Source organism: Aeromonas sp. Y318-1, assembly GCF_027706125.1.
GTDB classification, from domain to species: Bacteria; Pseudomonadota; Gammaproteobacteria; order Enterobacterales; family Aeromonadaceae; genus Aeromonas; species Aeromonas hydrophila.
Window position 1 is genome coordinate 345221 of sequence record NZ_JAPDCM010000003.1, and the last position, 23878, is coordinate 369098.

Below are 23878 nucleotides of genomic sequence, written 5' to 3' on the forward strand. Positions count from 1 at the left end.
ATGAGCCTGCCCAGCCTGCGCCGTCGCCTGATCCTCACCCTGAGCGGCGCCGGCCTGCTGCTGCTGATCATCATCAGCCTGCTGATGGTGGTAGCCGAGGACAAGATGGAGGAGCTCAGCCTGCGCCACTGGCTGGAGGCCGAGGTGACCCGCTACAGCGACGACTGGCTGCGGCTCGGCATGGCAGCCCCCGCCCCCAGCCCGCGCCAGTTTTCCAGCTACTGGACCGAGGCCGGCCGCCTGCCGGTCTGGCTCAAGCCCTACCAGAGTCCGGGCTTCTACGAACACGTGCTGGGGGACGAGGACAAGCACTTTCTGGTGCGGCCCCATCCGTCCGGTGAGGGGCTGCTCTACTTGGTGTTCAACGACGACGCCGATGACTACCTGGATCCCTACGAGGATCAGCTGCACCTGGCGACCCGGCTGATCGGGCTGGCCCTGCTGCTCGGTTGCATCGGCTTTGGCATCTGGCTGGTGCGCCACATCACCCGGCCGCTGCAGCGGCTGCAGCAGCGGGTCGCCCACCTCACCCCGGATCAGGCCGACTTCGTGCCCGATGCCCCCTGGCAGGAGCTCAGGGACATCGAGCTGGCGCTGCTGGCCGGCAAGCAGGAGGTGGCCGCCGTGTTTGCCCGCGAGCAGGAGTTCAGCCGCTTCGCCAGCCACGAGCTGCGCACCCCCAACATGGTGATCCAGGGCTCGGCCGCCCTGCTCGGCAAGGTGACTGACCTGCCCGCGCCCGCCGCTCGCGCCACCACCCGCATTCGCGCCGCCGCCGACGAGATGGCGCTGCTCACCGAGACCTTTCTGCTGCTGGGCCGCAAGGAGCCGGTGGAGCGCCCGCCCCAGCAGGTGGCGCCGCTCATTCGCCAGGAGCTGGCACGCCTCGCCCCGCTGCTGCAGCGGGAGGAGCTGGATATCCGGTTGCAGCTGGACGATGAGAGCGAGGCGCTGGCCCCCCTCTCCCTGCTCGCCATTGCGCTCGGCAACCTGCTGAAGAATGCCCTCAGCTACGCCGAGGGGCACATCGACATCGAGCTGGCCGGCCCCGTACTCACCATCAGCAACCCCACCGCCGCCGCGCCGGACCAGATCCTCGGTTACGGCTGCGGCCTCACCATCATCCAGCGCATCTGCGAGAAGCTGGGCTGGCAGATAGAGACCCGGCTGGAGGGCGGTATCTTCAGTGCCAGACTGGCGATGCGGGAGTAAAAACAACAAGGCGCCCGAGGGCGCCTTGTTCATTGTTTCCGCCACCAAAACCGGCCAGGAGGCCGGTCTTGCATTCAGGCCGCGCTCTTGCTGACAGACGCCACCTGTGGGCGACCCTGCAGGCGATCCCAGAGGGCCGCCAGCAGCAGGGCACACAGCGAGGGCGGCAGCCAGGCCAGCCCCTGCTCGTTCAGGGGCAGGGCGAGGCTCCAGGCCGGCAGCAAGCCGGCCAGGGCCGAGGCCTTGAGCCCGTCGAGCAGGCCGAACAGCAGGCTGATCAGCATGACAGGCCCCACCACCCGGGTGCCGTTGACCCACCAGCGCAGGGTGAAGCTCAGTACCACCAGCACGATGCAGGGGGGATAGATGGCGGTCAGTACCGGCACCGAGAGCTGGATCAGGTGGCTCAGTCCCAGGTTCGAAACCAGCATGGAGAAGCCGCCCAGCAGCAGCACCAGAGTGCGGTAGGAGAGCGGCAGGTACTGGGCGAAGAACTCGGCGCAGGCACAGGTCAGGCCGACAGCCGTCACCAGACAGGCGATGAAGATAAGCAGTGCGAGGAAACCGCTGCCCATGTTGCCAAAGGTGTGCTGGACGTAAGCGTGCAGGATCTCGGCGCCATTCTGGGCATGGGGTACCAGTTCACCGCTCACCGAACCCAGGCGGAACAGGCTGAGATAGACCAGCGTCAAGCCCATCCCGGCGATAAGGCCGGCCAGTACGGTATAACGGGTCAGCAACTTGGCGCTGCTCACCCCGCGCGAGCGGGCCGCATTGACGATGACGATGCCAAACACCATGGCGCCCAGGGTGTCCATGGTGAGGTAGCCATTGACGAAACCGTTGGAGAAAGGCTGATGCTGGTAGCTTTCGACGGCAGGGATGGCGGAACCGGCAGGCCACAGCAGAACGGCGAGACCCAGCGCCGCCAGCGCCAGGATCTTGATCGGCGCCAGCACGTGGCCCACGGTGTCGAGCAGTCGGCCCGGATAGAGGGAGATGCCGATCACCAGGCTGAAGTAGACCAGGCTGTAGATCAGCAGGGCCGAGCCATCGTCGCCAAACAGCGGCGCCAGTCCCACCTCGTAGGAGACGGTCGCCGTACGCGGGGTGGCAAACAGCGGCCCCACGGCCAGATAGCAGACGGTGGCGAGCAGCAGCCCGGCCTTGCGGCCGATGGGCGCACTCAGGGCATCCACACCGCCCCCGACCTTGGCCAGCGCCATTACTGTGAGCACCGGCAGGCCGACCGCCGTCAGCAGGAAGCCGGCGGCGGCGCCCCACACCTGTTCACCGGCCTGCAACCCCACCATGGGCGGGAAGATGATGTTGCCGGCACCGACGAAGAGCGCGAAGGTCATGAAGCCCAACGCGACTATGTCTCTGGATGTTAATTTTTGGTTATTCATGCTGCGTAATCTGCCTATGACAATGTCAAATCATGACGGAAGTCGGCACGAATGGTTTATTCGTGCAAAAAATCCGCAGATAGTTTTATTAAATTTTTATGTTTCGCGACCTGCGAAGGGCGACAAGTAGAGCGTTTGTGCCAACTGGAGGCAAGTGCGGCACGGCAATCCAGTCACTTCATCCAGAAAATAATTAAGCAATGGTGTTTGATATTGGTGCGGTGCAATTTTGCAACAGATGATAATGCCGCAACCAGCGTCATTTGTTACCTGTCTTGCCGTTCGCGGCCCCCGCAGGTTCGAGCCACCCGCCCAGCCGAGCGATCAGCCCCAAAAACAACAGGGCGCCCGAAGGCGCCCTGTGTGATGGAATGGCGGCAAGCCCGGCGTCACTCCGCCGGCTTGTGCTTGCGACTCGCCTTGAGCTCGAGAAACTCGATGATCTTGCCGGCCACGTCCTTGCCGGAGGCCGCTTCCACCCCTTGCAGGCCGGGGGAGGAGTTCACCTCCAGCACCAGCGGGCCGCGGGCACTGCGCAGGATATCCACCCCGGCCACGTCCAGCCCCATGATCTTGGCGGCCTGCACCGCGGTGGCCCGCTCTTCCGGGCTTATCTTGATCGCCTCGGCGGTGCCGCCCCGATGCAGATTGGAGCGAAACTCCCCCGGCTGGGCCTGGCGGCGCATGGCGGCCACCACCTTGCCGTTGACCACCAGACAGCGGATGTCGGCGCCGTTGGCCTCGCGGATGTACTCCTGCACCAGGATGTTGTTGTTGGTCTGGATGAAGGCCTCGATCACGCTCTCGGCAGCCTTCTGGGTCTCGCACAGCACCACGCCGATACCCTGGGTTCCCTCCAGCAGCTTCACTACCAGCGGCGCGCCGCCCACCATGGTGATGAGGTCAGGCACGTCGTGGGTGCTGTGGGCATAGCCGGTCACCGGCAGGCCGATGCCGTGGCGGGAGAGCAGCTGCATGGCCCGCAGCTTGTCGCGGGAGCGGGAGATGGCCACCGAGCTGTTGAGCGCCATGGTGTTCATCATCTCGAACTGGCGCAGCACGGCGGTGCCGTAGAAGGTGATGCTGGCCCCGATGCGCGGGATCACCGCATCATAGCTCTCCAGTTCCCGCCCTTCGTAGTGGATGGAGGGGTTGTGGGAGGCGATGTTCATGTAACAGCGCAGGGTGTCGAGCACCTCGACCTGATGACCGCGCGCCTGCGCCACCTCGACCAGACGGCGGGTGGAGTAGTTGTTGGGCTCACGGGATAAAATGGCGATCTTCATGACAATTCCGCTAGAAGGCAGTGCCTGGGCAGGATGGGGCGGGAGAGTATAAGGTGCCACAGCGCCAAGACAACGCCAATTGTTTCTCCTGACAACAAGACAAACCACACAGAAACCTGCGCTGCCATCCCGCCGTCACCAGATTGTCAAACGGCGGCACCAGACTGGTCTGTCCCCCAGTACAGGATGCCGCCGTTGTTCATCCAGGATCAATCGCGATTGGCCCGGTTGCCACCCCCTTTAATGCAGGTTCGGCCCCAGCCAGCGCTCGGCTTCGGCCAGCGTCATCCCCTTGCGCTGGGCATAATCTTCCACCTGATCCTGCTGGATCTGCGCCACCGCGAAGTACTTGCTGTCGGGGTGGGAGAAATACCAGCCCGACACCGCCGCCCCCGGCCACATGGCGTAGGATTCGGTGAGCTTCATGCCGATGGCCTGCTCCACCTCCAGCAGTTCCCAGATGCTCCCCTTCTCGGTGTGCTCCGGGCAGGCCGGGTAGCCCGGTGCCGGGCGGATGCCGCGATAGTTCTCGCGGATCAGCTCTTCGTTGCTGAGCGCTTCGTCCGGGGCATAGCCCCAGTGCACTTTACGCACCTGTTCGTGCAGGTACTCGGCGAAGGCTTCGGCGAGGCGATCGCACACCGCCTGAATGAGGATGGCGTTGTAGTCGTCGTGCTCTGCCTTGTAGGCCTTGGCGATGGCCTCCTCGCCGATGCCGCCGGTCACCGCGAAGGCACCGATCCAGTCCGGTTTGCCGCTCTCCTTCGGGGCCACATAGTCTGCCAGACAGTAGTTGGGGAAGCCCTGCTTCTCGCTCTGCTGGCGCAGATGATGCAGCACCTTGCGTACCTCGCTGCGCGACTCGTCGGTGTAGACCTCGATGCTGTCGCCCACCGCGTTGGCGGGGAACAGACCTATGATGCCGGCGCAGCGCACGCTCCGATCCTGTTCCAGCTGATCCAGCATGGCGTTGGCGTCGGCGTAGAGGCGTGTTGCCTCCTCCCCCACCACCTCATCTTCCAGGATGCGGGGGAACTTGCCCGCCAGCTCCCAGCTCAGGAAGAACGGGGTCCAGTCGATGTAGGGGCGCAGCACCGAGACCGGCACATCCTCGAAGGTCTGCACGCCGGGCTCCCGGGGCTTGGATGGCTGATAGCCGACCCAGTCCAGCTGATGGCGGTTGGCACGGGCGTGGGCCAGACTGACCGGCTTGGAACGCGGCTGCTTGCGGGCGTGCTGCTCGCGGGCAATCTCATACTCCTTGTCGATGCGGGCCACGAAGGCGGGCTTGAGCTCAGGGCTCAGCAGGCTCTGGGCCACCCCGACCGCGCGGGAGGCGTTGGAGACATAGACCACCGGCTCGGAGTAGTTCTGCTCAATCTTCACCGCGGTGTGGGCCTTGGAGGTGGTGGCGCCGCCGATGAGCAGCGGCAACTTGAAGCCCTGGCGCTCCATCTCTTTCGCCACGTGCACCATCTCGTCCAGCGACGGGGTGATCAGGCCCGACAGGCCGATGATGTCGGCATTGACCTCCCGCGCCGTCTTGAGGATCGTCTCGCAAGAGACCATGACCCCGAGATCGACGATCTCGTAGTTGTTGCACTGCAACACCACCCCGACGATGTTCTTGCCAATGTCGTGCACGTCCCCCTTCACGGTGGCCATCACGATTTTGCCGTTGCTGGAACCGCCGGACTTCTCGGCCTCGATATAGGGCTGCAGGTAGGCGACTGCCCGCTTCATCACCCGCGCCGACTTCACCACCTGGGGCAGGAACATCTTGCCGGCGCCGAACAGATCGCCTACCACGTTCATCCCGTCCATCAGCGGCCCCTCGATCACGTGCAGCGGCTTCTCAGCCTGGCTGCGTGCCTCTTCGGTATCCTCCTCGATGAAATCGGTGATCCCCTTGACCAGCGCGTGCTCCAGCCGCTTGCCCACCGGCCAGCTGCGCCACGCCTGATCCCGCGGATCCTCCGCCTGGGCACCACCACCGCGATAGCGCTCGGCGATGGCCAGCAGCGCCTCGGTAGCGTCTGGATTGAGGTTCAGCACCACAGCCTCGACCTTCTCCTTCAGCTCGGCCGGGATGTCTTCATAGATGGCCAGCTGACCGGCGTTGACGATCCCCATGTCCATGCCGTTCTGGATGGCGTGATAGAGGAACACCGCGTGGATCGCCTCGCGCACCGGCTCGTTGCCACGAAACGAAAACGAGACGTTGGAGACGCCGCCAGAGATCATGGCGTGGGGCAGGTTCTGCTTGATGTCCTTCACCGCGTCGATGAAGTCCACCGCGTAGTTGTTGTGCTCGTCGATGCCGGTCGCCACCGCGAAGATGTTGGGATCGAAGATGATGTCTTCCGGCGGGAAGCCCACCCGATCCACCAGAATGCGGTAGGCGCGCTGGCAGATCTCGAACTTGCGCTCCCGGGTATCGGCCTGGCCCACCTCGTCGAACGCCATCACGATGACGGCGGCGCCGTAGCGGCGCAGCAATCTGGCCTGCTGGATGAATTTCTCCTCCCCCTCCTTCATGGAGATGGAGTTGACCACCGGCTTGCCCTGCACGCACTTGAGGCCGGCCTCCAGCACCTCCCACTTGGAAGAGTCGATCATCACCGGCACCCGGGCGATGTCCGGCTCGCCGGCAATCAGGTTCAAGAAGCGCACCATGGCCGCCTCGGCGTCCAGCATCCCCTCGTCCATGTTGATGTCGATGATCTGGGCGCCGCTCTCCACCTGCTGCTTGGCGACGTCGAGGGCCTCGTCGTAGAGCCCTTCCTTGATCAGCCGCTTGAACTTGGCCGAGCCGGTGACGTTGGTGCGCTCCCCCACGTTCACGAACATGGATTCGGGGGTGATGATGAGGGGCTCGAGGCCCGACAGCCGGCAGGCTACCGGCAGCTCGGGCAGGGCGCGCGGCTTGATGCCCGCCACGGCGTCCGCCATGGCGCGAATATGGGTCGGGGTGGTGCCGCAGCAGCCGCCCACCAGGTTGAGAAAGCCGCTCGCAGCCCACTCGCGGATATGCTCGGCCATCTCGACGGCATCGAGGTCGTACTCGCCAAACGCATTGGGCAGGCCCGCGTTGGGATGGGCGCTGACATGGGTCTCGCTGATGCGAGAGAGCTCCTCCACGTACTGGCGCAGCTCATCCGGCCCGAGCGCGCAGTTGAGACCGAACGAGACCGGTTTGACGTGGCGCAGCGAGTGATAGAAGGCTTCGGTGGTCTGGCCGGAAAGGGTACGGCCGGAGGCGTCCGTGATGGTGCCCGAGATCATCACCGGCAGGCTGTAGCCCAGAGCCTCGAACACCCCTTCCACCGCGAAGGCGGCGGCCTTGGCGTTGAGGGTATCGAAGATGGTCTCGATCAGAATGATGTCGGCACCACCCTCGATCAGGGCGTGGGTCGATTCGGTGTAGGCGGCCACCAGCTGGTCATAGGTGACGTTACGCTTGCCGGGATCGTTCACATCCGGCGAGATGGAGGCAGTGCGGTTGGTCGGGCCCAAGACCCCTGCCACGAAGCGCGGCTTGTGGGGCTCTTTCGCCGTCCACTCGTCGGCCACCGCGCGCGCCAGCCGGGCAGCCTCGCGGTTGATCTCGGCCGAGAACTCTTCCATCTCGTAGTCGGCCATGGCGATGCGGGTGGCGTTGAAGGTGTTGGTCTCGAGGATGTCGGCGCCGGCGGCACAGTACTGCTCGTGGATCTCGCGAATCACGGCGGGACGGGTCAGCACCAGCAGGTCATTGTTGCCCTTGATGTCGGTGTGCCAGTCGGCGAAGCGCGCGCCGCGATAATCGGCCTCACCGAGCTTGTAGCCCTGGATCATGGTGCCCATGGCGCCATCGATGATCAGGATCCGCTCCTTGAGACAGGCTTCCAGTTTGTTTGTCAGATCCGACTTTTTGTTCGACACCGCTCGTTCCTCTTACATCCATGCAACTGCGTAAACAGCATCCTAACAGCAAACAAATCAAATGGAAATCTAGCCGTCTATCTGTCTATATCAGTGACCTATATACTCATAAATAGGTAATGAGTAACATGTGACCCAAGAGTACCCTATGCCCGTCCTCAATCCGGACACGTGCTTGCTGTTTACTAAAGAGAAAAATAACTATGAGCGTCTACTACACACTCTGCTTCCTGGCAGCGTTGGCGATCTTTATCGCCTTTGCCAATCAGTATGTTGTGAAGATCCAGACCACCATCGCCATCACCGCGGGTTCCATGCTGATCTCCGCGCTGCTGGTGCTGTTCGGTAAGCTGGGCTGGTTCAATCTGGAACCCCTGGCCGTCAAGACCATGGAGAGCATCGACTTCCAGAATTTCCTGCTGAAGGGGATCCTGGGCTTCCTGCTGTTCGCCGGCGGTCTCGGGATCAATCTGAAAGCCCTGCGCAGCCAGAAGTGGGAGATCACCATTCTCTCCATCGTGGCGACCCTGCTCTCCACCTTCATGGTCGGCTACGGCTTCTGGTTCATCGCCAAGCTGCTGGGCTGGGAGCTGCCGCTGGTCTATTGCATGCTGTTCGGTGCCCTGATCTCCCCCACCGACCCCATCGCCGTACTGGCCATCGTCAAGAAGATGAAGGCGCCGCCCCAGATCGCCATCCAGATCGAAGGGGAGTCGCTGTTCAACGACGGTGTCGGTCTGGTGATCTTCGCCACCGTGTTCGCCGTGGCGTTCGGCGGCGTCGAGCCCACCTTCGGCAGCGTGGCCGGCCTGTTCCTGCATGAGGCCCTCGGCGGCATCCTGTTCGGCGCCGTGCTGGGCCTCATCGCCCACGTGATGATCAGCGCCACCGACGATGGTTCGCTGGAGCTGCTGTTGACCCTCTGCATCCCCACCGCCGGCTTCGCCTTCGCCAACATGATCGGCGTCTCTGGCGCCCTGGCCATGGTGGTGACCGGCATCATGATCGGCAACTGGACCCGTCATTCCGGCTTCTCCGAGCAGAGCAGCCATCACCTGGATCACTTCTGGGAGTTGATGGACCAGTTCCTCAACGCCCTGCTGTTCCTGCTGATCGGTCTGGCGCTGGTGCTGCTGGATCTGGCCTGGCGTGACTGGATCCTGCTGGTCATCGCGGTACCGCTCTGCCTCGCCGCCCGCTTCATCAGCGTGTCGCTGCCCTACATGGCCTTCCGCCGCTATCGCAGCTACAACAAGTTCTCGGTGCGGATCCTCACCTGGGGCGGCCTGCGCGGCGGTCTGGCCATGGCCATGGCGCTGGCGCTCCCCTCCGGCGTCATGATGCTGCCGGAACACGGCGTCGACCTGCGGGAAGTGATCCTGGTGATGACCTACTCGGTGGTGATGTTCTCCATCGTGGTACAGGGCATGACCATCACCCCGATGATCACCGCCGCCAAGAAGGCCAGCGGCCACTACTGAGTCGCCGGCTGACGTCACCTGGCGATGAAAAAAGGGCTCCCTCAGGAGCCCTTTTTGTGGCCGACAGACGACCCTCAAGGCAAAACTGCAAATAATTGTTTGCTTTTTACGCATATCGAGGAGAGAATGCGCGCCGGCTAGTTAATCAGCCCTGATTATGTTTACCCTGAAATGCTTCACCTCACGATGAATCCTGCCAGTACCCGCATAACCTTCTTCTGATTTACTCGCCTTGAGAACCGTTCAGGCTGTCTGCCTGCGTTGCCCGGCTCTCACGGTGCAGACCCGATCTGCCCACTCCCAAGTAGCATCATGCATCCGCATGGTCCTTGGCGTATTCCTTGAAAGTGCAGACGCCCCTGAACCGGGCTGGGTATTCCTGCGCGCTCGTCCGCAATCGTGCTGACCGCGCCCATTAACCTGACATTTGCCAATACAAGGAGCAAACACCTAATTGATATAGAGAAATACCATGATGAAAGCAGTACAAACACACAAACCCCTGCGTCGCAGCAAGCCCATCAACCTGCCCGTGCAAGAGCACGATGACGACGGGTTCCTGATCCAGTTCAGCACCCGCTTCAGCGGCGGTTTTGCCATCTCCTGTGACGGCATCGCTGGCGAGTTCTCCATCGAAGACCTCAACTGATCCTGCCTGCCCAACGGCAGCGCCCGATGCAGACAGGCCGCAACTCACGGCGGCCTCTTTGTCTCACTCCCACAAATTTTCCCTGCATCACCTAGCCAGCATCCGCACTCTTGGCCGCTCTCAGACCCGGCAGGCCTGCGCTCCTTCCGCCTCCAGCAGCAGACACTCATCCGCATCCTCGGCCAGTTTGACCAACCTGCTCTGCACCAGCCCCAGCTTGGCCAGCAGCGCCACCGAGCGCTCGTTGCCCGGGGTGACGATGGCGACGACCTGCTTGATGCCGAGCCGCTCCCGACCATCCTGCAGCGCCGCCTGCGCCGCTTCGATACCATAACCCTGACCGCGATAGGCAGGCAGGAAGGCGTAGCCGATGTCTTCACAAGGCAGGGTATCGCGCTTGATCAGCCCGCAGATGCCGAGCTTGGCGCCGTCGCTGCGCCGGGCCACCAGATAGAGGCCGTGACCGTGGCGGGCATAACTGACCGCCGGCCCCTGCTGGATGTAGTTTTCGGCATCCTGCAGAGTGCGGATACCCCGATCGCCGATGTAGCGGTGAAAGTCGGGGTCGTTGAGCAATTCGACAATGAAGGGGGCATCGGCAACGGTCAGTTCGCGCAGTTCCAGGCGCTCGGAGAGGATCATGACAAGGGCTCGCATAAGAGACAGGCCCCAAGACTGCCCCCGCCACCGGCTATTGGCAAGGCCGTCACCATGAAAAAGGGCCGCAGTGCGGCCCTGGTCAATGAAATCAGCCGCGTCAGGCCGCCAACAGCCCGGCGTAGCCATTGCCCTGCTCGCGCAGCGCCACGAAAACCGCCGCGCAGTCGGACCAGGAGAGACCGAGCCGCTCGGCCACCTGGGCGGGCCACTCGGGCGGTGCCTCGTCCCCCACGTCGGACTGCGCCGCCAGGGCGATGGCCAGATGGATGAGGGCGGCCTCGGCAGAGAACTCCTTGGCCAGCAAGGGGTTGTAGTGATACTCCACCGCATGGCAGATGCTCAGGGGGAATTGCCAGCGCCTGGCCATCTCGGCCCCGGTCTGGGCATAGTTGAAGCCGACCACCAGCTCCTCGGCCTTGGCGCGCCCCTTGCTGGGCTCCAGATCCTTGATGTGGTTCACCATGTTCTCCGGCAGCCCTACGTGCATGATGAGCCGCCCCATGTCGTAGAGCAGGGCGCAGGTGAACACCTCCTCCCCCTTCATGCCCTTGAGCTTGGCCAGCCGTCTGGCCAGTTCGGCCACGTCGAATACCTTGCCCCAGAAATGTTTGAGATCGATGCCGGGCACCGCATTGATGGAACCGGTCAGGCCGCAGGCGAGCACCATGTTGCGCACCACGTCGACCCCGAGCCGCACCACGGCCTCGTTGACGGTGGCGACCTGGCGACTGCCGCCAAACTTGGCGGAGTTGGCCAGCCGCAGCAGCTTGGCGGAGATCACCGGATCCTTGTTGATCTTCTTGGCAATCAGCAGGATATCCGGCTCTTTCTCGTTGAAGGTCTGCACCAGTTCGCGCATGACTTCAGGCACGTTGGGCAGGTTCTGGGGCTTGGATAACAGCGAGTCTATGGTGGGCATATTGATATCCGTCCATGCGATTTTATGATGGTTGTCGTTTGCCGACAGCAAACCCACATTAATTATGGGTAACAAAAACCGCCCCTACCGAAATGTTTTTATCGAAATATTTCAATGTGTTAATAGCTATCTCGCTATACTGGCATCCTTTATGACATGACGAGGCACAGCACATGAGCGAACCCACCGAGTTCTTCGACGAACAAACCCTGCTGGAGATGGTCGACAACCAGCTGAGCGACGGCCACCCGCTGCAGGTCAAGGCGACCCTGATGCGGCTGGTGATGAAGGGCACGCCCCGTGAAGAGGCGCTGCAATATATCGCCTGTGCCCTGGGGGCCGAGCTGATGGCGATGGAAGCGGATCAGGGCCCCTTCAACCTCGAGCGCTACGGCCAGTTTCTGGACTCCCTGCCCGAGATGCCCTGGGCCGAATAAACGCCCGCTCCCGCCGCCGGCGACCCGGTCGCCGGCCGGCCTCCGTTAGGCAAGCCACCCCGCCAGCCATTATCATTACTGCCACCGGACAGCAGGGGAGCAAACATATGCGCTGGCAAGATCGCCGTGAGAGCAACAATGTGGAAGACAGGCGCCAGCAGGGCGGCGGGGGCGGCATCCCCATCGGCGGCAAGGGGCGCCTGATCCTGCTGCTGGTGGTCATGGTGGCCGGCTACTACGGGGTGGACCTCTCCCCCCTGCTCAGCGAACCGACCACCCAGAGCCAGCCCCAGCGTCAGGAGATGTCTCAGCCGGCCAAGGATCCCCTCGCCAGGTTCACCTCGGTGATGCTCGCCTCCACCGAGGATGCCTGGGGCGAAATCTTCCAGCAGAGCGGCAGCCGCTATCAGGCCCCCAAACTGGTGCTCTATCGCGGCGCAACCCGTACCGGCTGCGGCCAGGGCCAGTCGGTGATGGGCCCCTTCTACTGCCCGGCTGATCGCACCGTCTACATCGATCTCTCCTTCTATCAGGAGATGCGCGACAAGCTGGGGGCCGACGGCGACTTCGCCCAGGGCTACGTGGTGGCACACGAGGTGGGCCACCACGTGCAGAACCTGCTCGGCATCGAGCGCAAGATGCGTGAACAGCAGCAGGGGTTGAGCCGGGCCGAGCAGAACAAGCTGTCGGTCAAACTCGAGTTGCAGGCTGACTGCTTTGCCGGCGTCTGGGGCCACTACATGGAGCGGGAGCAGGTGCTGGAGCACGGCGATCTGGAAGAGGCGCTCAACGCCGCCCAAGCCATCGGCGACGATCGTCTGCAGCAGCAGAGCCAGGGCCGGGTGATCCCGGACAGCTTCACCCATGGCACTTCAGCCCAGCGCTACGCCTGGTTCAAGCGCGGCTTCGACAGTGGCAAGCCCGCCAGCTGCAATACCTTCGCCGCCCGCTAGACGCCAAAAAGAAGGGCCGGATCCTGACAGGATCCGGCCCTTTTTCCATTCATGGGGAACGTCAGTACTGGGAGTTGACGATCACCTCCTCCCCCAACGCGCCAGCCAGCGGCAGCGGCCGGTAGGTGGAGTTGGCCGAGCGCAGCAGCCGGATGCCACGAATGCCGATCTCCTGCGCCGCCTTGATGTCGCCATCGGCATCGCCGTAGAAGATCTTCATCTGCTTCTCCTTGAGCCACTGCACCTTGGTGTTCTGGCCCGGCTGATCGCCAGCGAAGATCACCGGGTTGAGCTGGTCGGCCGGAATATTCATGGTCTGCTGCAGGGTCTTGCTCACGGTCTAGGTCCTGGTCGCCGAGCGACCCGTGACGAAAAAGATGTGATCGCCGCGCTGGAGGTGCATGGCGATAAGCGCCTTGCCCACCTCTTTCGGCACGCTGAACGCATCCCAACCGTTGTTCATCTTCTCCCAGAAGGCCGGGTTCTTCAGGTAGCTCTCGTCATTGGGGGAGAACTCCTGCTTGCCGCGATAGAACCCCGGGCTGGAGAAGAGCAGGGTGTCGTCGATGTCGAAACCTACCGCCATCGGCGGCAACCCATCCAGGCTCCTGGCAATCTGCGTCACTGACACCCAGTGAATAGGGGCCTGCTGGGCCAGGGTCACCGCAGTGACACCGGCAGGGCTGGCCGGGGCTTCTACCGCCACGGCGGGCAGGGTCAGGCTGGCGGCAACCAGGGAGGCAAGCAGGGCAAAACGGGGCGATAAGGACATGATACGGCTCGTGACATGAAGGAAACAGGGGGCCAATCCTGCCCCATGCCGGCACCGCAAACCGTGAAACCCGCCACAAAACAGGGCCAAGTGGCACGCATCGCCACAGCAAGCCCCCATCTTGGCGCAATCGCCAAACAGGATGGCGTGGGCACCAAGGCCGGCGCCGACGATGCGCCCCATACTGGCCACTCCCATCCACTCAGGAACTCATCATGGATTACAAGCAACGGCTGCAAGCCTGCCTCAACCGGGTCATCTGCGACCCCGATTTCACCCCGGCCGAGCTCGATCACTGGTTCTGCCCGGACTATGTCCAGCTGGTAGATGACCAGCGGCTGGATCGCACCGCCTTCGAGCAACACCTGCTGGCCCTGCGCCAGAGCCTGGCCCGCTGCGAGATCCACTTTGTCTCGCTGCTGGCCGAGGGAAACCGGGTGCACTCCCTGCATCGGGTGCGGGCCTGGCGTCACGACGGCGCCCGGATCGAGTGCAAGGTAAGCGCCCTGTTCACCTTTCAGGGCGAACGCCTGAGTCACACCGATGAGCTGACCTGCCTGCTGGCGGGGGAGCCAACCGACCGGGATCTCGGCTCCCGCCTCACGGCCCCGCCGGTTCCCGCAAGAAGCGATTGAAGGCGTGAGAAAAGGCGCTGAAATCTCCGTAACCCAGTTCGAGGGCTATCCGCGACAGCGGCTGGCCCTGTTGCTGCAACTGGCGGGCCCGTCCCATCACCACCTGTTGTCGCCATTGCCGAAAGCTGCAACCCAGCTGCTGGCTGAACAGCCGGTTGAGGGTGCGCACCGAGGCACCTGAATCGGCAGCCAGCTCCGCCAACCCGTATTCGATGGAAGGATGCCGGCAGACCCGTTCCAGCACCCGCAGCAGCCGCACGTCCAGCGCCGCGCTCAGCATGAATCCAGCCGCCACCGGCGCCTGTCGCAGCTCGGCTACCAATACCGTCAGATAGGCATCCCTGAGCCCCGACTCCGCCATGTCCGCCAGCCGCTCGAACAGGCCGGCCAGCAGCGGGCTCACCTGGCGGGTCGTCAGCTCGCTTCCCCCATCCAGGTCATCCAGATAGATCAGACTGAGCCGGGAGTGACGCAGCACCCTGAACTCATGGGCCAACCCGGCCGGGATCAGGCAGAGCTGGCCCGCCACCAGCAGCACGCCTGCCGCCTGACTGCTGATCACGCCACCACCCCGATGCAGATAGCAAAACTGTGAGCCACCGTGACAGTGGAGGGCGGTGAGCGCGCCTTGCGGGTAGTCGCGATACAGGAGATTCATGACGAACTCCCCAGGCCCAGGACCCACCCACCAGCAGGCTCTTTCGGCACTTCTTGCCCCCCGCTCTCGCCCCGGTGGGCTATAACTGCTGTACGCCTTCTAATGACATTCAAATCAATTGCACCATTTATTGGAGATGCCATGGACGTGCACACCGCAGCTGCCCATTCGAACACAGTCACTCCCGCTTCACCCCAGGCCAGGCTGGAGGCCGTCGACCAGCTGATGGCACGGCTCGAGCTCGCGCCAGACGGCTTGATTCTGGATGCCAACCCCCGTTTTCTCGCCATCATGGGATATCAGCTGGCCGAGCTCAAGGGTCAGCACTACAGCATGCTGCTCCCCGCTGAGGCGGAAGAATCCGCCGACGAGGTCGCCCGTTGGCAGGCGCTGCGGACGGGGCAGGCCCAGGAGGGCGAGTTTCACCGGCTGGATCGGCAGGGACGGGACATATGGCTGCGAGGCAGTTGCAGCCCACAGCTGGATGAACAGGGCGCGCTGGTCCAGGTCATCGAATACACCATGGATCTGACCGAACAGAAGCAGCTGAACGCCAACTTCGAGGGGCAGCTCAACGCCCTCAGCCGGGTCATGGGCAAGGTGGAGTTTTCACTGGATGGCATCATCCTCGATGCCAATGCCCGCTTTCTGGAAACGGTGGGCTATCAGCTGGAGGAGCTGAAGGGTCAGCACCACCGGCTGCTGGTCGATCCTGACTACGCCCAGTCGGCCGACTATCGCAGCTTCTGGGAAACCCTGCGCCGGGGTGAATTCCTGGCGGGAGAGTTCTGCCGACTCGGCAAACAGGGGGAAGAGATCTGGATCCAGGGCTCCTACAACCCGGTACTGGATCTCACCGGCAAACCCAGCAAGATCGTCAAGTTTGCCACCGACATCACGGCCCAGGTGGCGCAGCATCGCCAGCTCAAGCGCGCCATGGAGGAGGCCGAAGAGGCCGCCAGAGTGCGCGAGGAGCTGCACAAGTCGCTGCAGGAGATGTCGACCCCGGTCACCCCCATCTGGGACGGGATCCTGCTGCTGCCGCTGGTGGGGATCATCGATTCCATGCGCACCGCCGACGTGATGAACAAGTCGCTCACCAAGATTGCCGAGACCCGGGCCCGGGTCTTCGTGCTGGACATCGCCGGGGTCGCCACCGTGGATACCGGCGTCGCCAACCAGCTGATCAAGATCACCAAGGCGACCCAGTTCATGGGGTGCGAGGCCATCATCTCCGGCGTCTCGCCGGCCATTGCCCGCACCATGGTGGAGCTGGGGGTCTCTGTCGGCGACATCCGTACCACGGCGACCCTGCGGGATGCCTTCGAGATCGCCCTCAAGCGGGTCGGATCCACCCTCTAGGAGAGATGCATGCTGCTCAACAATGATCTGGGCATCGCCGACGTGGCCGACTGCATCGTGGTCAGCATGCGCCCCGACCTCGGTGACGAGGGCATGCAGCAACTGATGCAGGCCCTCTCCCAGCGGCTGATGATGGGCCGCCAGCACGCGGTACTGCTCGACTTCTCCGGGGTCATGCTGCTCGATCACCACGAATTCAGGCAGGTTCGCAAACTGGCCGAGGTGTGCCGCCTGCTCGGTGCCGTCTGCCTGCTGGTGGGGCTGAACGCGGGGATCGCCGCCTTTCTGGCGCTGGCCGATGCCGAGCCCGGGCCGCTGCGCTGCTTTCTCGACATGGACGATGCCTTCGCCCATGTTCGCACGACGCTCAAGGATGAGGAGTAGCGCAGCATGCAGTTGGAACAGAGCGTGCAAGAGGCCAGCTACCCGCTGCGCCACGACATCGACCTGCACCTGACAGTGATGGCGGTACGCCGCCTCCCCTTCATCGCCAACCTGTCCGAAGTGGACCGTGCCATGCTCTCCACCGTGGTTTCCGAGCTTGGCAGCAACATCCTGAAATACGCCGAGCGGGGGGAGATCACCCTCACCCTCCACCATCCCAGAGGGCGCCCCTGCATCGACATCGTCGCCCGCGATCAGGGCCCCGGCATTGGGGACGTGCATCAGGCCATGCAGGATCATTACAGCACCTCGGGTACCCTGGGCCTGGGTCTGCCCGGCGTGCGCCGCATGATGTCGGAACTCACCATCAGCACCCCGCCGGAAGGGGGCACTCTGGTGCAGGCCCGCAAGTGGCTGGGCGCGGCGCCCCTGGTATCCAGGCCAATTGCCCCCCTCGCCAGTGCAGGCCAGCTGCACGCCGGCCTGCAGCTGGCATGGGCCAGCGAAAACCGCCCCTGCTATCCGGAACGGGTCTCCGGCGATCTGGCCTTCATCCGGCCGGGGCCGGAGGGGGTGTCGCTGATCCTGATCGACGTGAGCGGCCACGGCACCTCGGCCAACAAGCTGGTACAGGTGCTGGAGGCGGCGCTGCAGCAGACCCGCGAGCAGGAGCCTTCCCGCCTGTTGCAACTGCTGCACCAGCACTGCATCGGTACCCGAGGCGCCGCCGCTGGTGTGGCCCTGGTCAACGGCGAGCGGGGTGAGCTGAGCTATGCCGGCATCGGCAATACCCGCATCTGCCTGCGCGGCCGCGAGCCCTGGCGCGGCATCTCCCGCGATGGGGTGCTGGGAGAGCGCTTTCCCACCCCCTTGCTGCAGCGCCAGCCACTCGTCGCGGGGGACGTGGCGATGCTCTATTCGGACGGTATCAGCGAATCCCTCAACCTGCGCGACGGTGCGCTGGATCTGGCCGCCGAACCCGCCCAGCTGGCACGCCAGGTGATCGCCCACAGTGGCCGCAGCACCGACGATGCCAGCTGCATCGTGCTGCGCGTGCTGGCAGGAGAGGAGGACTAGATGCGGCAACTGATCGGCGAAACCCTGCTGTCAGGCCCGGCGGCGGCACTCACCGCCCGACGCAAGGTGATCCAGGTGCTCACCTGCCTCGACAGAAGTCCCACCTTCGTGGCACCGCTGGCAGGCGCCACCTCCGAGCTGGTACGCCAGCTGGTGGCGAACGCTGAGCCGCTGCAACTGCAGGTGTGGCTGGAGCCCCACGCGCAGGAGTTGTGGCTATCGCTCTCGGCTGAAGCCCCTATTGCCCCCGAGCCGGACGGCCGCCATTCACGTGGCATCCGGCTGGTAGCCCACGCAGACAACGCCATCGCCCTGGTCTACCGCCTGCCCCGCTGGCCCGATGAACCGCTGCTGCAACAGATGCAGCGGCAGTTCGCCGAACCGACCCGGGACGAGCTGTTTGCGGTGATGCAGGCCAAGAACCAGGAGCTGGAAGTGGCCTATGAGCTGGCGGAGGGCGCGACCCGGGCCAAGAGCGATTTTCTCGCCAATATGAGCCACGAGATCCGCACCCCCATGAATGCCATCCTCGGCATGTCCCATCTCGCCCTGCAGACCCGGTTAGATCCGCAGCAGTTCGACTACGTCAGCAAGATCCAGCGTTCGGCCCAGCATCTGCTCGGCATCATCAACGACATCCTCGACTTCTCCAAGATCGAGGCCGGCAAACTGGATCTGGAGCGGATCGAGTTCGATCTCGACCATGTGCTGGAGAATCTGGCCACTCTGGTGGGCGAAAAGGCGGAGGCCAAGGGCATAGAGCTGCTGTTCGAGGTCGATCACCAGCTCGATACCCTGCTCTATGGCGATCCCCTTCGCCTCGGCCAGATCCTGATCAACTACGCCAACAACGCGGTCAAGTTCACCGAGCAGGGGGAGATCCTGGTCAAGGTCAGCTGCCTGGAGAAACAACCCCAGGAGGTGTTGCTGCACTGCTCGGTACAGGACACCGGGATCGGCATGAGCCAGGAGCAGCAACAGCGGCTGTTCCAGTCATTCCAGCAGGCGGACAGCTCCACCACCCGCAAGTACGGCGGCACCGGCCTCGGCCTCGCCATCTCCCGCAAGCTGGCGGAGCTGATGGGCGGCGAGGTGGGGGTACAGAGCGAACCGGGCCAGGGCAGCACCTTCTGGTTTACCGCCCGACTCGGCCGGGGCAGACGCAGATCCCGCTATCTGCCGAGCCTGGATCTGCGCGGGCGCCGCATGCTGGTGGCCGACGACAGTGCCAGCGCCCGCACCATCATGGCCGCCCTGCTGCGCAGCATGAGCTTTGTGGTGGACACCGCCGAATCGGGCCAGCAGGCACTGCAGATGATCGCCGGCGCCGAGCAGGAGGGGCAGCCCTATGAAGTGGTATTGCTGGACTGGCACATGCCGGGGCTGGATGGCATCGAGACCGGCCGCCGCCTCATCGCCCGCGGCATGGGTCAGCGTCCCTACCGGGTCATGGTGACCGGCTACGGACGGGAGGAGGTCTTTCGCCAGGCCGATACCGCCGGCTTTGATCGGGTGCTGGTCAAGCCGGTATGCGCCTCCGTGCTGTTCGACACCGTCATCGGTCTGTTCGGTCAGCAAGCAAGCCCCCTCACCTTCAAGCCACCCCAGGCGACCCACCACTACCGCTTCGACGGGCTCAGGATCCTGCTGGCGGAAGACAACGAGCTCAATCAGCAAGTAGCGCTGGAGCTGCTGCGGGCTGTCGGCGCCGATGTCAGCATCGCCGGCAATGGCGCCATCGCGCTGGAGATGGTGGCCCAGACCCACTACGACCTGATCCTGATGGACATGCAGATGCCGGTGATGGATGGCCTGGCCGCCACCCGGCTGTTGCGCGAGCGGGAAGACGTCGGACAACACACCCCGATCCTGGCGATGACGGCCAACGTCATGGCCGGTGATCGCGAACGCTGCCTCGCGGCAGGAATGGACGATCACATCGCCAAGCCCATCGACCCCGACAGGCTGTATGCGGCCCTGCAGCGCTGGGCAACCTCCTTCAGCCGCGAGGTCAGCAGCAGACTCACTGCCTCGCGCGCATCCCCCGCCACCGCCTTGCTGCCACAGCTGCGGGCACTCGGGCTCAACGCCGAAACCGCCCTGCAACGCTTGATGCACAACTGGGAGTGGTATCGGGATCTGCTGCAACGTTTCGCCCGCCAGGGTAGTCAGCCGATGGAAACCCTGCTGGCCGCCCTGCAGGCGAATGACCGGGAAGAAGCACATCGCCAGGCCCATACCCTCAAGGGCATAGCCGCAACCCTGGGGGCCGGGTCGCTGCAGGAGGTCTCGGCCCGGCTGGAGAGCGCCCTCGCCCGGGGAGACGATGCCACCAGCCTGCTGCCGCTGGCCGAACTGGGGCTGCAACAGCAGCAACAACTGGCCGCCGGCCTGCTGACACTGCTGCCGGCCCCTGCCGCCCCCGGCTTGCCGGAGGCAACCCCCGCCGAGCTGGCCCCCCTGCTGCACCAGCTGACCGGGCTGCTGCTGGAAGACGATGCGGAAGCCTTCATCCTGTTCCAGCGCAATCAGGCCAGGCTCGCCCCCCTGCTGGGCGAGGCGGCACCGGCCATGCACGATGCCATGACCCGTTTTCGCTTCGCCGATGCCCTGGCACATCTGCAACAAGTCCGGGCCCTCAGACCCGATCTGTTCAACCAAGAGTGAGGCCACCATCATGCTCAACTTGCTGGATCCCGATACCAAACCCACCCTGCTGGTGGTCGATGACACACCGGAGAACCTCTCCCTGCTCAGCGCCCTGCTCAGCCCCCACTACCGGGTCAAGGTCGCCATCAGCGGCCAGCGGGCGCTGGAGATCCTCTCGGCCGGCACCCGGGTGGACCTGATCCTGCTCGACGTGGTGATGCCCCAGATGGATGGCTATCAGGTGATGCAGGCACTGCAGGAGATGCCGCAGGCGCGGGAGATCCCGGTGATCTTCCTGACCGCCAAGGTGGAGGAGAGTGCGGAGGCGCACGGCCTGGCGCTGGGGGCCGTCGACTACATCCACAAACCGATCACCCCCGCCATCGTGCTGGCCCGGGTCAGAAACCACCTGGAGCTGAAAGCCGCGCGGGATCTGCTGCACGACCAGAACGCCTTTCTGGAGCAGGAGGTGGAGCGGCGCACCCGGGAGAATGAACTGATCCAGAACATCACCATCCACTCCCTCGCCTCGCTTGCCGAAACCCGCGACAACGAGACCGGCAACCATATTCTGCGTACCCAGCACTATGTGCGGCTGCTGGCGGAGACTCTCTGCGAGCATCCCCGCTTTCGTGCCGAGCTGACCCCCAAGACCATCGATCTGCTGTTCAAATCGGCCCCGCTGCACGACATCGGCAAGGTCGGTGTGCCGGACCGGATCCTGCTCAAACCCGGCAAGCTGGATGCGGACGAGTTTGCCCAGATGAAGCACCACTCCATTCTCGGCAAGGAGGCCATCGTCCATGCCGAGGAGGCGCTGGGGGTGGAGGTGGAGTTTCTGCGGCTGGCCAAGGAGATCGCCTGCTACCACCACGAGAAGTGGGACGGCACCGGCTATCCCTATGGCTTGATCGGTGACGAGATCCCCCTCTCGGCCCGCTTGATGGCGCTGGCCGACGTGTACGACGCCCTCATCAGCAAGCGCTGCTACAAGGCCGCCATGTCCCATCAGGAAGTGGTGCCCATCATACTGGCGGGGCGGGGCAATCACTTCGATCCCGACATCACAGACGCCTTTGCCCGCATCCACCAGCAGTTCCACGAGATCGCCCTGCGCTACAACGACGACAAGGGCGAACGGGAGTCCAACCGCGACTAGATGGTGGCGGGCAGCAGATCGGTGAAGACGAAGCCGTCCCGCTCCACCGTCTCCCCCACCCTGATGGCCAGCGGCCGCAGGAACATGGGGCCGTCCCAAGCCAGGGTATGAAACTCGCCGTTCTCGCCGCAGGAGTCCACCCCAATGGGCAGGGCTGCCAGCAAGGACGCGTCAAACTCATGTCCACCGAGAGTGGCGGGCAGCTTGCGCGGATCCAGGGCGCTGATCCTGGCCCTGAGCCCTGCCGCCATCATCTCGCCAGCCAGCTCGTCGGTCTTGCTGCCCCACAGCGGAAACAGCGGCGTGATCCCCGTCCCCGCCAACTGCCGCTCCCGATAGGCGCGCACATCCTCGAGGAAGAGATCGCCAAACGCCATGTGGCGGATCCCCTGCGCCACCACGTCCGCGATGAAATCGGTCATGATGCGGGCGTAATTTTCATTGCTGCAGGGCCAGGGCAGGTCGATGGTGGTCAGCGGCAAGCCCACGCACTCGGCCTGTGCCAGCAGCAACTGCTTGCGCACCCCGTGCATGGCCACCCGTTCGAACGCCTGGTTGAGAGTGGTGAACAGTCCCACCACCTCGATGGCCGGATCCTGCCGCAGTGCGTGCAGCGCCCAGGCGCTGTCCTTGCCGCTGCTCCAGGAGAGCAGCACCTTGGTCTTCATATGATTTCTCCAGCTATCTTGAGGTCGGAGCCGACAAGGCGCCGGCCATCGTCCTGATTATTCGCCCCGGCAGACGAGCCCGGCGCTTGAGCGTGTCGCTCCGTCTCACTGCACCAAAAAGCTGCAAGACAGTGTTGCGAATTGTGCGATTTACATCACGGGATGCAAAAGCATACCCTCGGTAATGAGCGTGTCCCCTGCAAGGATGGGGGAACAATAACTAAAAAAACGATGGGAAACATAAGGATATGACGACAGTCACACCAGCTTACGACCACAGTCGGCCCCTCAACCGACAGGATTACAAAACCCTGAGCCTGGCCGCCCTCGGCGGCGCCCTCGAGTTTTACGACTTTATCATCTTCGTCTTCTTCGCCGTGGTGATCGGTGAGCTGTTCTTCCCGGCCGACATTCCCGAGTGGCTGCGCCAGTTCCAGACCTTCGGCATCTTCGCCGCCGGCTATCTGGCCCGCCCGCTGGGCGGCATCATCATGGCTCACTTCGGCGATCTCATCGGCCGCAAGCGGATGTTCACCCTCAGCATACTGCTGATGGCGCTGCCGACCCTGCTGATCGGCCTGCTGCCCACCTACGCCACCCTCGGCATCGCCGCGCCCCTGCTGTTGCTGCTGTTGCGGATCCTGCAGGGGGCCGCCATCGGCGGTGAAGTGCCCGGTGCCTGGGTGTTCGTGGCAGAACACGTGCCCGCCCGCCGGGTCGGTGTCGCCTGTGGCACCCTCACCGCCGGGTTGACGGCCGGCATCCTGCTCGGCTCCCTGGTGGCCACCGCCATCAACCGCGGCATGAGCCCGGGCGAGGTGAGCGACTGGGGCTGGCGGCTGGCCTTCGTGCTCGGCGGAGCGTTCGGCATCGTCGCCATGTACCTGCGCCGCTGGCTGCACGAAACCCCGGTCTTTGCCGAGATGCAGGCCAACAAGGCACTGGCGGAAGAGCTGCCGCTCAAGACGGTGCTGCGCAGCCACAAGGGCAGCGTCGTGGTCTCCATGCTGCTCACCTGGCTGCTCTCCGCCGGCATAGTGGTGGTAATCCTGATGACCCCCACCTACCTGCAGAAGGTGCACGGCATCAGCCCGGCCGATGCGCTGACCGCCAACTCGCTGGCCATTCTGGCGCTCACCTTCGGCTGCATCGTCTATGGCCGGCTGATCGACGCCCTCGGCAGCGGCCCCACCTTCATGCTGGGCTCCTTGCTGCTGGCTGGCGCCAGCTACGCCTTCTATCACGGGCTGGCGACCGACACCAGCCAGCTGGTGCCGCTCTATGCGCTGGCCGGTTTCTCGGTGGGGATCGTCGGTGCCGTGCCCTACGTCATGGTCAACGCCTTCCCGGCGGTGGTGCGCTTCTCCGGGCTGTCGTTCTCCTACAACGTGGCCTACGCCATCTTCGGCGGCCTGACGCCCATGCTGGTCACGCTCTGGATGAAGGAGGACGTGCTGGCCCCCTCCCACTACGTGGTCAGCCTGGCTGCGCTCGGCTTCGTGCTCGGCCTGCTGCTCTGGCTGCAGCAGCGCAGCCAGCGCCAGAGTGCGCCGCAGGCCGCCTGAACCATCCCGAGCCCCGCCC

At 64.0% G+C, this 23878-nt stretch carries 21 protein-coding genes; 12 read left to right on the top strand and 9 right to left on the bottom strand.

The features are described 5' to 3' along the window. Window positions 1–1212, top strand: coding sequence for a sensor histidine kinase (locus tag OKB87_RS06475; protein ID WP_270826872.1), 1212 nt, complete (start codon window positions 1–3; stop codon window positions 1210–1212). A 74-nt stretch (window positions 1213–1286) separates the two neighbouring features. Here the strand turns inward: OKB87_RS06475 and brnQ are convergent, their stop codons facing one another. From brnQ to metH, 3 genes are all read right to left on the bottom strand, one after another. Further along, window positions 1287–2621, bottom strand: a complete 1335-nt coding sequence (brnQ, locus tag OKB87_RS06480) for a branched-chain amino acid transport system II carrier protein (protein ID WP_270826874.1) — start codon at window positions 2619–2621, stop codon at window positions 1287–1289. Window positions 2622–3010: 389 nt separating this feature from the next. Next, the gene (gene rimK, locus OKB87_RS06485) at window positions 3011–3907 is read right to left on the bottom strand and encodes a 30S ribosomal protein S6--L-glutamate ligase (protein WP_016349212.1); all 897 of its coding nucleotides are present in this window, start codon (window positions 3905–3907) and stop codon (window positions 3011–3013) included. Between the two features lie 240 nt (window positions 3908–4147). Then, a complete protein-coding gene (metH, locus tag OKB87_RS06490; RefSeq protein WP_270826875.1) occupies window positions 4148–7831 on the bottom strand; it encodes a methionine synthase in 3684 nt (1227 codons plus the stop codon). 203 nt (window positions 7832–8034) lie between these two features. Between metH and OKB87_RS06495 the strand changes: the two genes are divergently transcribed. Next, window positions 8035–9312 carry a cation:proton antiporter gene (locus OKB87_RS06495; RefSeq protein ID WP_024942695.1) on the top strand — a complete coding sequence of 426 codons (1278 nt, stop codon included), beginning with the start codon at window positions 8035–8037 and terminating at the stop codon, window positions 9310–9312. Between the two features lie 472 nt (window positions 9313–9784). Beyond that, on the top strand, window positions 9785–9961 hold the full coding sequence (locus tag OKB87_RS06500; RefSeq protein ID WP_017408838.1) for a hypothetical protein: 177 nt from the start codon (window positions 9785–9787) through the stop codon (window positions 9959–9961). 120 nt (window positions 9962–10081) lie between these two features. Here the strand turns inward: OKB87_RS06500 and OKB87_RS06505 are convergent, their stop codons facing one another. Both OKB87_RS06505 and OKB87_RS06510 read right to left on the bottom strand, forming a co-directional pair. After that, window positions 10082–10603, bottom strand: coding sequence for a GNAT family N-acetyltransferase (locus OKB87_RS06505; protein WP_270826940.1), 522 nt, complete (start codon window positions 10601–10603; stop codon window positions 10082–10084). Between the two features lie 115 nt (window positions 10604–10718). Continuing rightward, entirely contained in the window at window positions 10719–11540 is an 822-nt protein-coding gene (locus tag OKB87_RS06510) for an HDOD domain-containing protein (RefSeq protein WP_016349190.1), read from the bottom strand. A 173-nt stretch (window positions 11541–11713) separates the two neighbouring features. Between OKB87_RS06510 and OKB87_RS06515 the strand changes: the two genes are divergently transcribed. Together OKB87_RS06515 and ypfJ are read left to right on the top strand one after the other, a co-directional pair. After that, window positions 11714–11977: a hypothetical protein gene (locus OKB87_RS06515; RefSeq protein WP_005308154.1), complete on the top strand. Its 264-nt coding sequence runs from the start codon at window positions 11714–11716 to the stop codon at window positions 11975–11977. 107 nt (window positions 11978–12084) lie between these two features. Next, window positions 12085–12930 carry a KPN_02809 family neutral zinc metallopeptidase gene (ypfJ, locus tag OKB87_RS06520; protein WP_270826877.1) on the top strand — a complete coding sequence of 282 codons (846 nt, stop codon included), beginning with the start codon at window positions 12085–12087 and terminating at the stop codon, window positions 12928–12930. Window positions 12931–12991: 61 nt separating this feature from the next. Here ypfJ and OKB87_RS23585 read toward each other — a convergent pair whose 3' ends face one another. Then, entirely contained in the window at window positions 12992–13267 is a 276-nt protein-coding gene (locus OKB87_RS23585; RefSeq protein WP_333563318.1) for a hypothetical protein, read from the bottom strand. Between the two features lie 3 nt (window positions 13268–13270). After that, window positions 13271–13702, bottom strand: a complete 432-nt coding sequence (locus OKB87_RS23590; protein ID WP_333563319.1) for an HAD family acid phosphatase — start codon at window positions 13700–13702, stop codon at window positions 13271–13273. A gap of 215 nt (window positions 13703–13917) precedes the next feature. Here OKB87_RS23590 and OKB87_RS06530 point away from each other — a divergent pair, with 215 nt between their 5' ends. After that, on the top strand, window positions 13918–14337 hold the full coding sequence (locus OKB87_RS06530) for a nuclear transport factor 2 family protein (RefSeq protein WP_270826878.1): 420 nt from the start codon (window positions 13918–13920) through the stop codon (window positions 14335–14337). Here OKB87_RS06530 and OKB87_RS06535 read toward each other — a convergent pair. Beyond that, window positions 14303–14995, bottom strand: a complete 693-nt coding sequence (locus tag OKB87_RS06535; protein WP_270826880.1) for an AraC family transcriptional regulator — start codon at window positions 14993–14995, stop codon at window positions 14303–14305. The genes OKB87_RS06530 and OKB87_RS06535 overlap by 35 nt on opposite strands. A gap of 141 nt (window positions 14996–15136) precedes the next feature. Between OKB87_RS06535 and OKB87_RS06540 the strand changes: the two genes are divergently transcribed. From OKB87_RS06540 to OKB87_RS06560, 5 genes are read left to right on the top strand one after another with little or no spacing between them, the layout of a single operon-like run. Beyond that, on the top strand, window positions 15137–16357 hold the full coding sequence (locus tag OKB87_RS06540; RefSeq protein ID WP_270826882.1) for a PAS domain S-box protein: 1221 nt from the start codon (window positions 15137–15139) through the stop codon (window positions 16355–16357). Window positions 16358–16366: 9 nt separating this feature from the next. After that, window positions 16367–16741 carry an anti-anti-sigma factor gene (locus OKB87_RS06545; protein WP_270826883.1) on the top strand — a complete coding sequence of 125 codons (375 nt, stop codon included), beginning with the start codon at window positions 16367–16369 and terminating at the stop codon, window positions 16739–16741. Window positions 16742–16747: 6 nt separating this feature from the next. After that, on the top strand, window positions 16748–17818 hold the full coding sequence (locus tag OKB87_RS06550) for an ATP-binding SpoIIE family protein phosphatase (RefSeq protein ID WP_270826885.1): 1071 nt from the start codon (window positions 16748–16750) through the stop codon (window positions 17816–17818). Beyond that, window positions 17819–20485 (top strand): response regulator, encoded by a 2667-nt coding sequence (locus tag OKB87_RS06555; RefSeq protein WP_270826887.1) that lies wholly within the window; start codon window positions 17819–17821, stop codon window positions 20483–20485. Beyond that, complete coding sequence (locus OKB87_RS06560; RefSeq protein ID WP_080602659.1) at window positions 20424–21626, top strand: HD-GYP domain-containing protein; 1203 nt, start codon at window positions 20424–20426, stop codon at window positions 21624–21626. The genes OKB87_RS06555 and OKB87_RS06560 overlap by 62 nt, the downstream gene beginning before the upstream one ends. Here OKB87_RS06560 and OKB87_RS06565 read toward each other — a convergent pair. Then, window positions 21623–22294, bottom strand: a complete 672-nt coding sequence (locus OKB87_RS06565) for an adenine nucleotide alpha hydrolase (RefSeq protein WP_270826888.1) — start codon at window positions 22292–22294, stop codon at window positions 21623–21625. The genes OKB87_RS06560 and OKB87_RS06565 overlap by 4 nt on opposite strands. Before the next feature lie 248 nt (window positions 22295–22542). Here OKB87_RS06565 and OKB87_RS06570 point away from each other — a divergent pair, with 248 nt between their 5' ends. Beyond that, on the top strand, window positions 22543–23859 hold the full coding sequence (locus OKB87_RS06570; RefSeq protein ID WP_043160913.1) for an MFS transporter: 1317 nt from the start codon (window positions 22543–22545) through the stop codon (window positions 23857–23859). Window positions 23860–23878 lie beyond the last annotated feature (19 nt).

Excerpts from the sequence above, each read along its gene's own strand:
- OKB87_RS06565 (WP_270826888.1), bottom strand. The coding sequence starts at position 22,294 with ATGAAGACCAAGGTGCTGCTCTCCTGGAGCAGCGGCAAGGACAGCGCC.
- OKB87_RS06570 (WP_043160913.1), top strand. The coding sequence starts at position 22,543 with ATGACGACAGTCACACCAGCTTACGACCACAGTCGGCCCCTCAACCGA.
- rimK (WP_016349212.1), bottom strand. The coding sequence starts at position 3,907 with ATGAAGATCGCCATTTTATCCCGTGAGCCCAACAACTACTCCACCCGC.
- OKB87_RS06540 (WP_270826882.1), top strand. The coding sequence starts at position 15,137 with ATGGACGTGCACACCGCAGCTGCCCATTCGAACACAGTCACTCCCGCT.
- OKB87_RS06510 (WP_016349190.1), bottom strand. The coding sequence starts at position 11,540 with ATGCCCACCATAGACTCGCTGTTATCCAAGCCCCAGAACCTGCCCAAC.
- OKB87_RS06495 (WP_024942695.1), top strand. The coding sequence starts at position 8,035 with ATGAGCGTCTACTACACACTCTGCTTCCTGGCAGCGTTGGCGATCTTT.
- OKB87_RS06560 (WP_080602659.1), top strand. The coding sequence starts at position 20,424 with ATGCCCTGGCACATCTGCAACAAGTCCGGGCCCTCAGACCCGATCTGT.
- OKB87_RS06550 (WP_270826885.1), top strand. The coding sequence starts at position 16,748 with ATGCAGTTGGAACAGAGCGTGCAAGAGGCCAGCTACCCGCTGCGCCAC.
- brnQ (WP_270826874.1), bottom strand. The coding sequence starts at position 2,621 with ATGAATAACCAAAAATTAACATCCAGAGACATAGTCGCGTTGGGCTTC.
- ypfJ (WP_270826877.1), top strand. The coding sequence starts at position 12,085 with ATGCGCTGGCAAGATCGCCGTGAGAGCAACAATGTGGAAGACAGGCGC.
- OKB87_RS06530 (WP_270826878.1), top strand. The coding sequence starts at position 13,918 with ATGGATTACAAGCAACGGCTGCAAGCCTGCCTCAACCGGGTCATCTGC.
- OKB87_RS06515 (WP_005308154.1), top strand. The coding sequence starts at position 11,714 with ATGAGCGAACCCACCGAGTTCTTCGACGAACAAACCCTGCTGGAGATG.
- OKB87_RS06535 (WP_270826880.1), bottom strand. The coding sequence starts at position 14,995 with ATGAATCTCCTGTATCGCGACTACCCGCAAGGCGCGCTCACCGCCCTC.
- OKB87_RS06475 (WP_270826872.1), top strand. The coding sequence starts at position 1 with ATGAGCCTGCCCAGCCTGCGCCGTCGCCTGATCCTCACCCTGAGCGGC.
- OKB87_RS06545 (WP_270826883.1), top strand. The coding sequence starts at position 16,367 with ATGCTGCTCAACAATGATCTGGGCATCGCCGACGTGGCCGACTGCATC.
- OKB87_RS06500 (WP_017408838.1), top strand. The coding sequence starts at position 9,785 with ATGATGAAAGCAGTACAAACACACAAACCCCTGCGTCGCAGCAAGCCC.
- OKB87_RS23590 (WP_333563319.1), bottom strand. The coding sequence starts at position 13,702 with ATGTCCTTATCGCCCCGTTTTGCCCTGCTTGCCTCCCTGGTTGCCGCC.
- OKB87_RS06555 (WP_270826887.1), top strand. The coding sequence starts at position 17,819 with ATGCGGCAACTGATCGGCGAAACCCTGCTGTCAGGCCCGGCGGCGGCA.
- OKB87_RS06505 (WP_270826940.1), bottom strand. The coding sequence starts at position 10,603 with ATGATCCTCTCCGAGCGCCTGGAACTGCGCGAACTGACCGTTGCCGAT.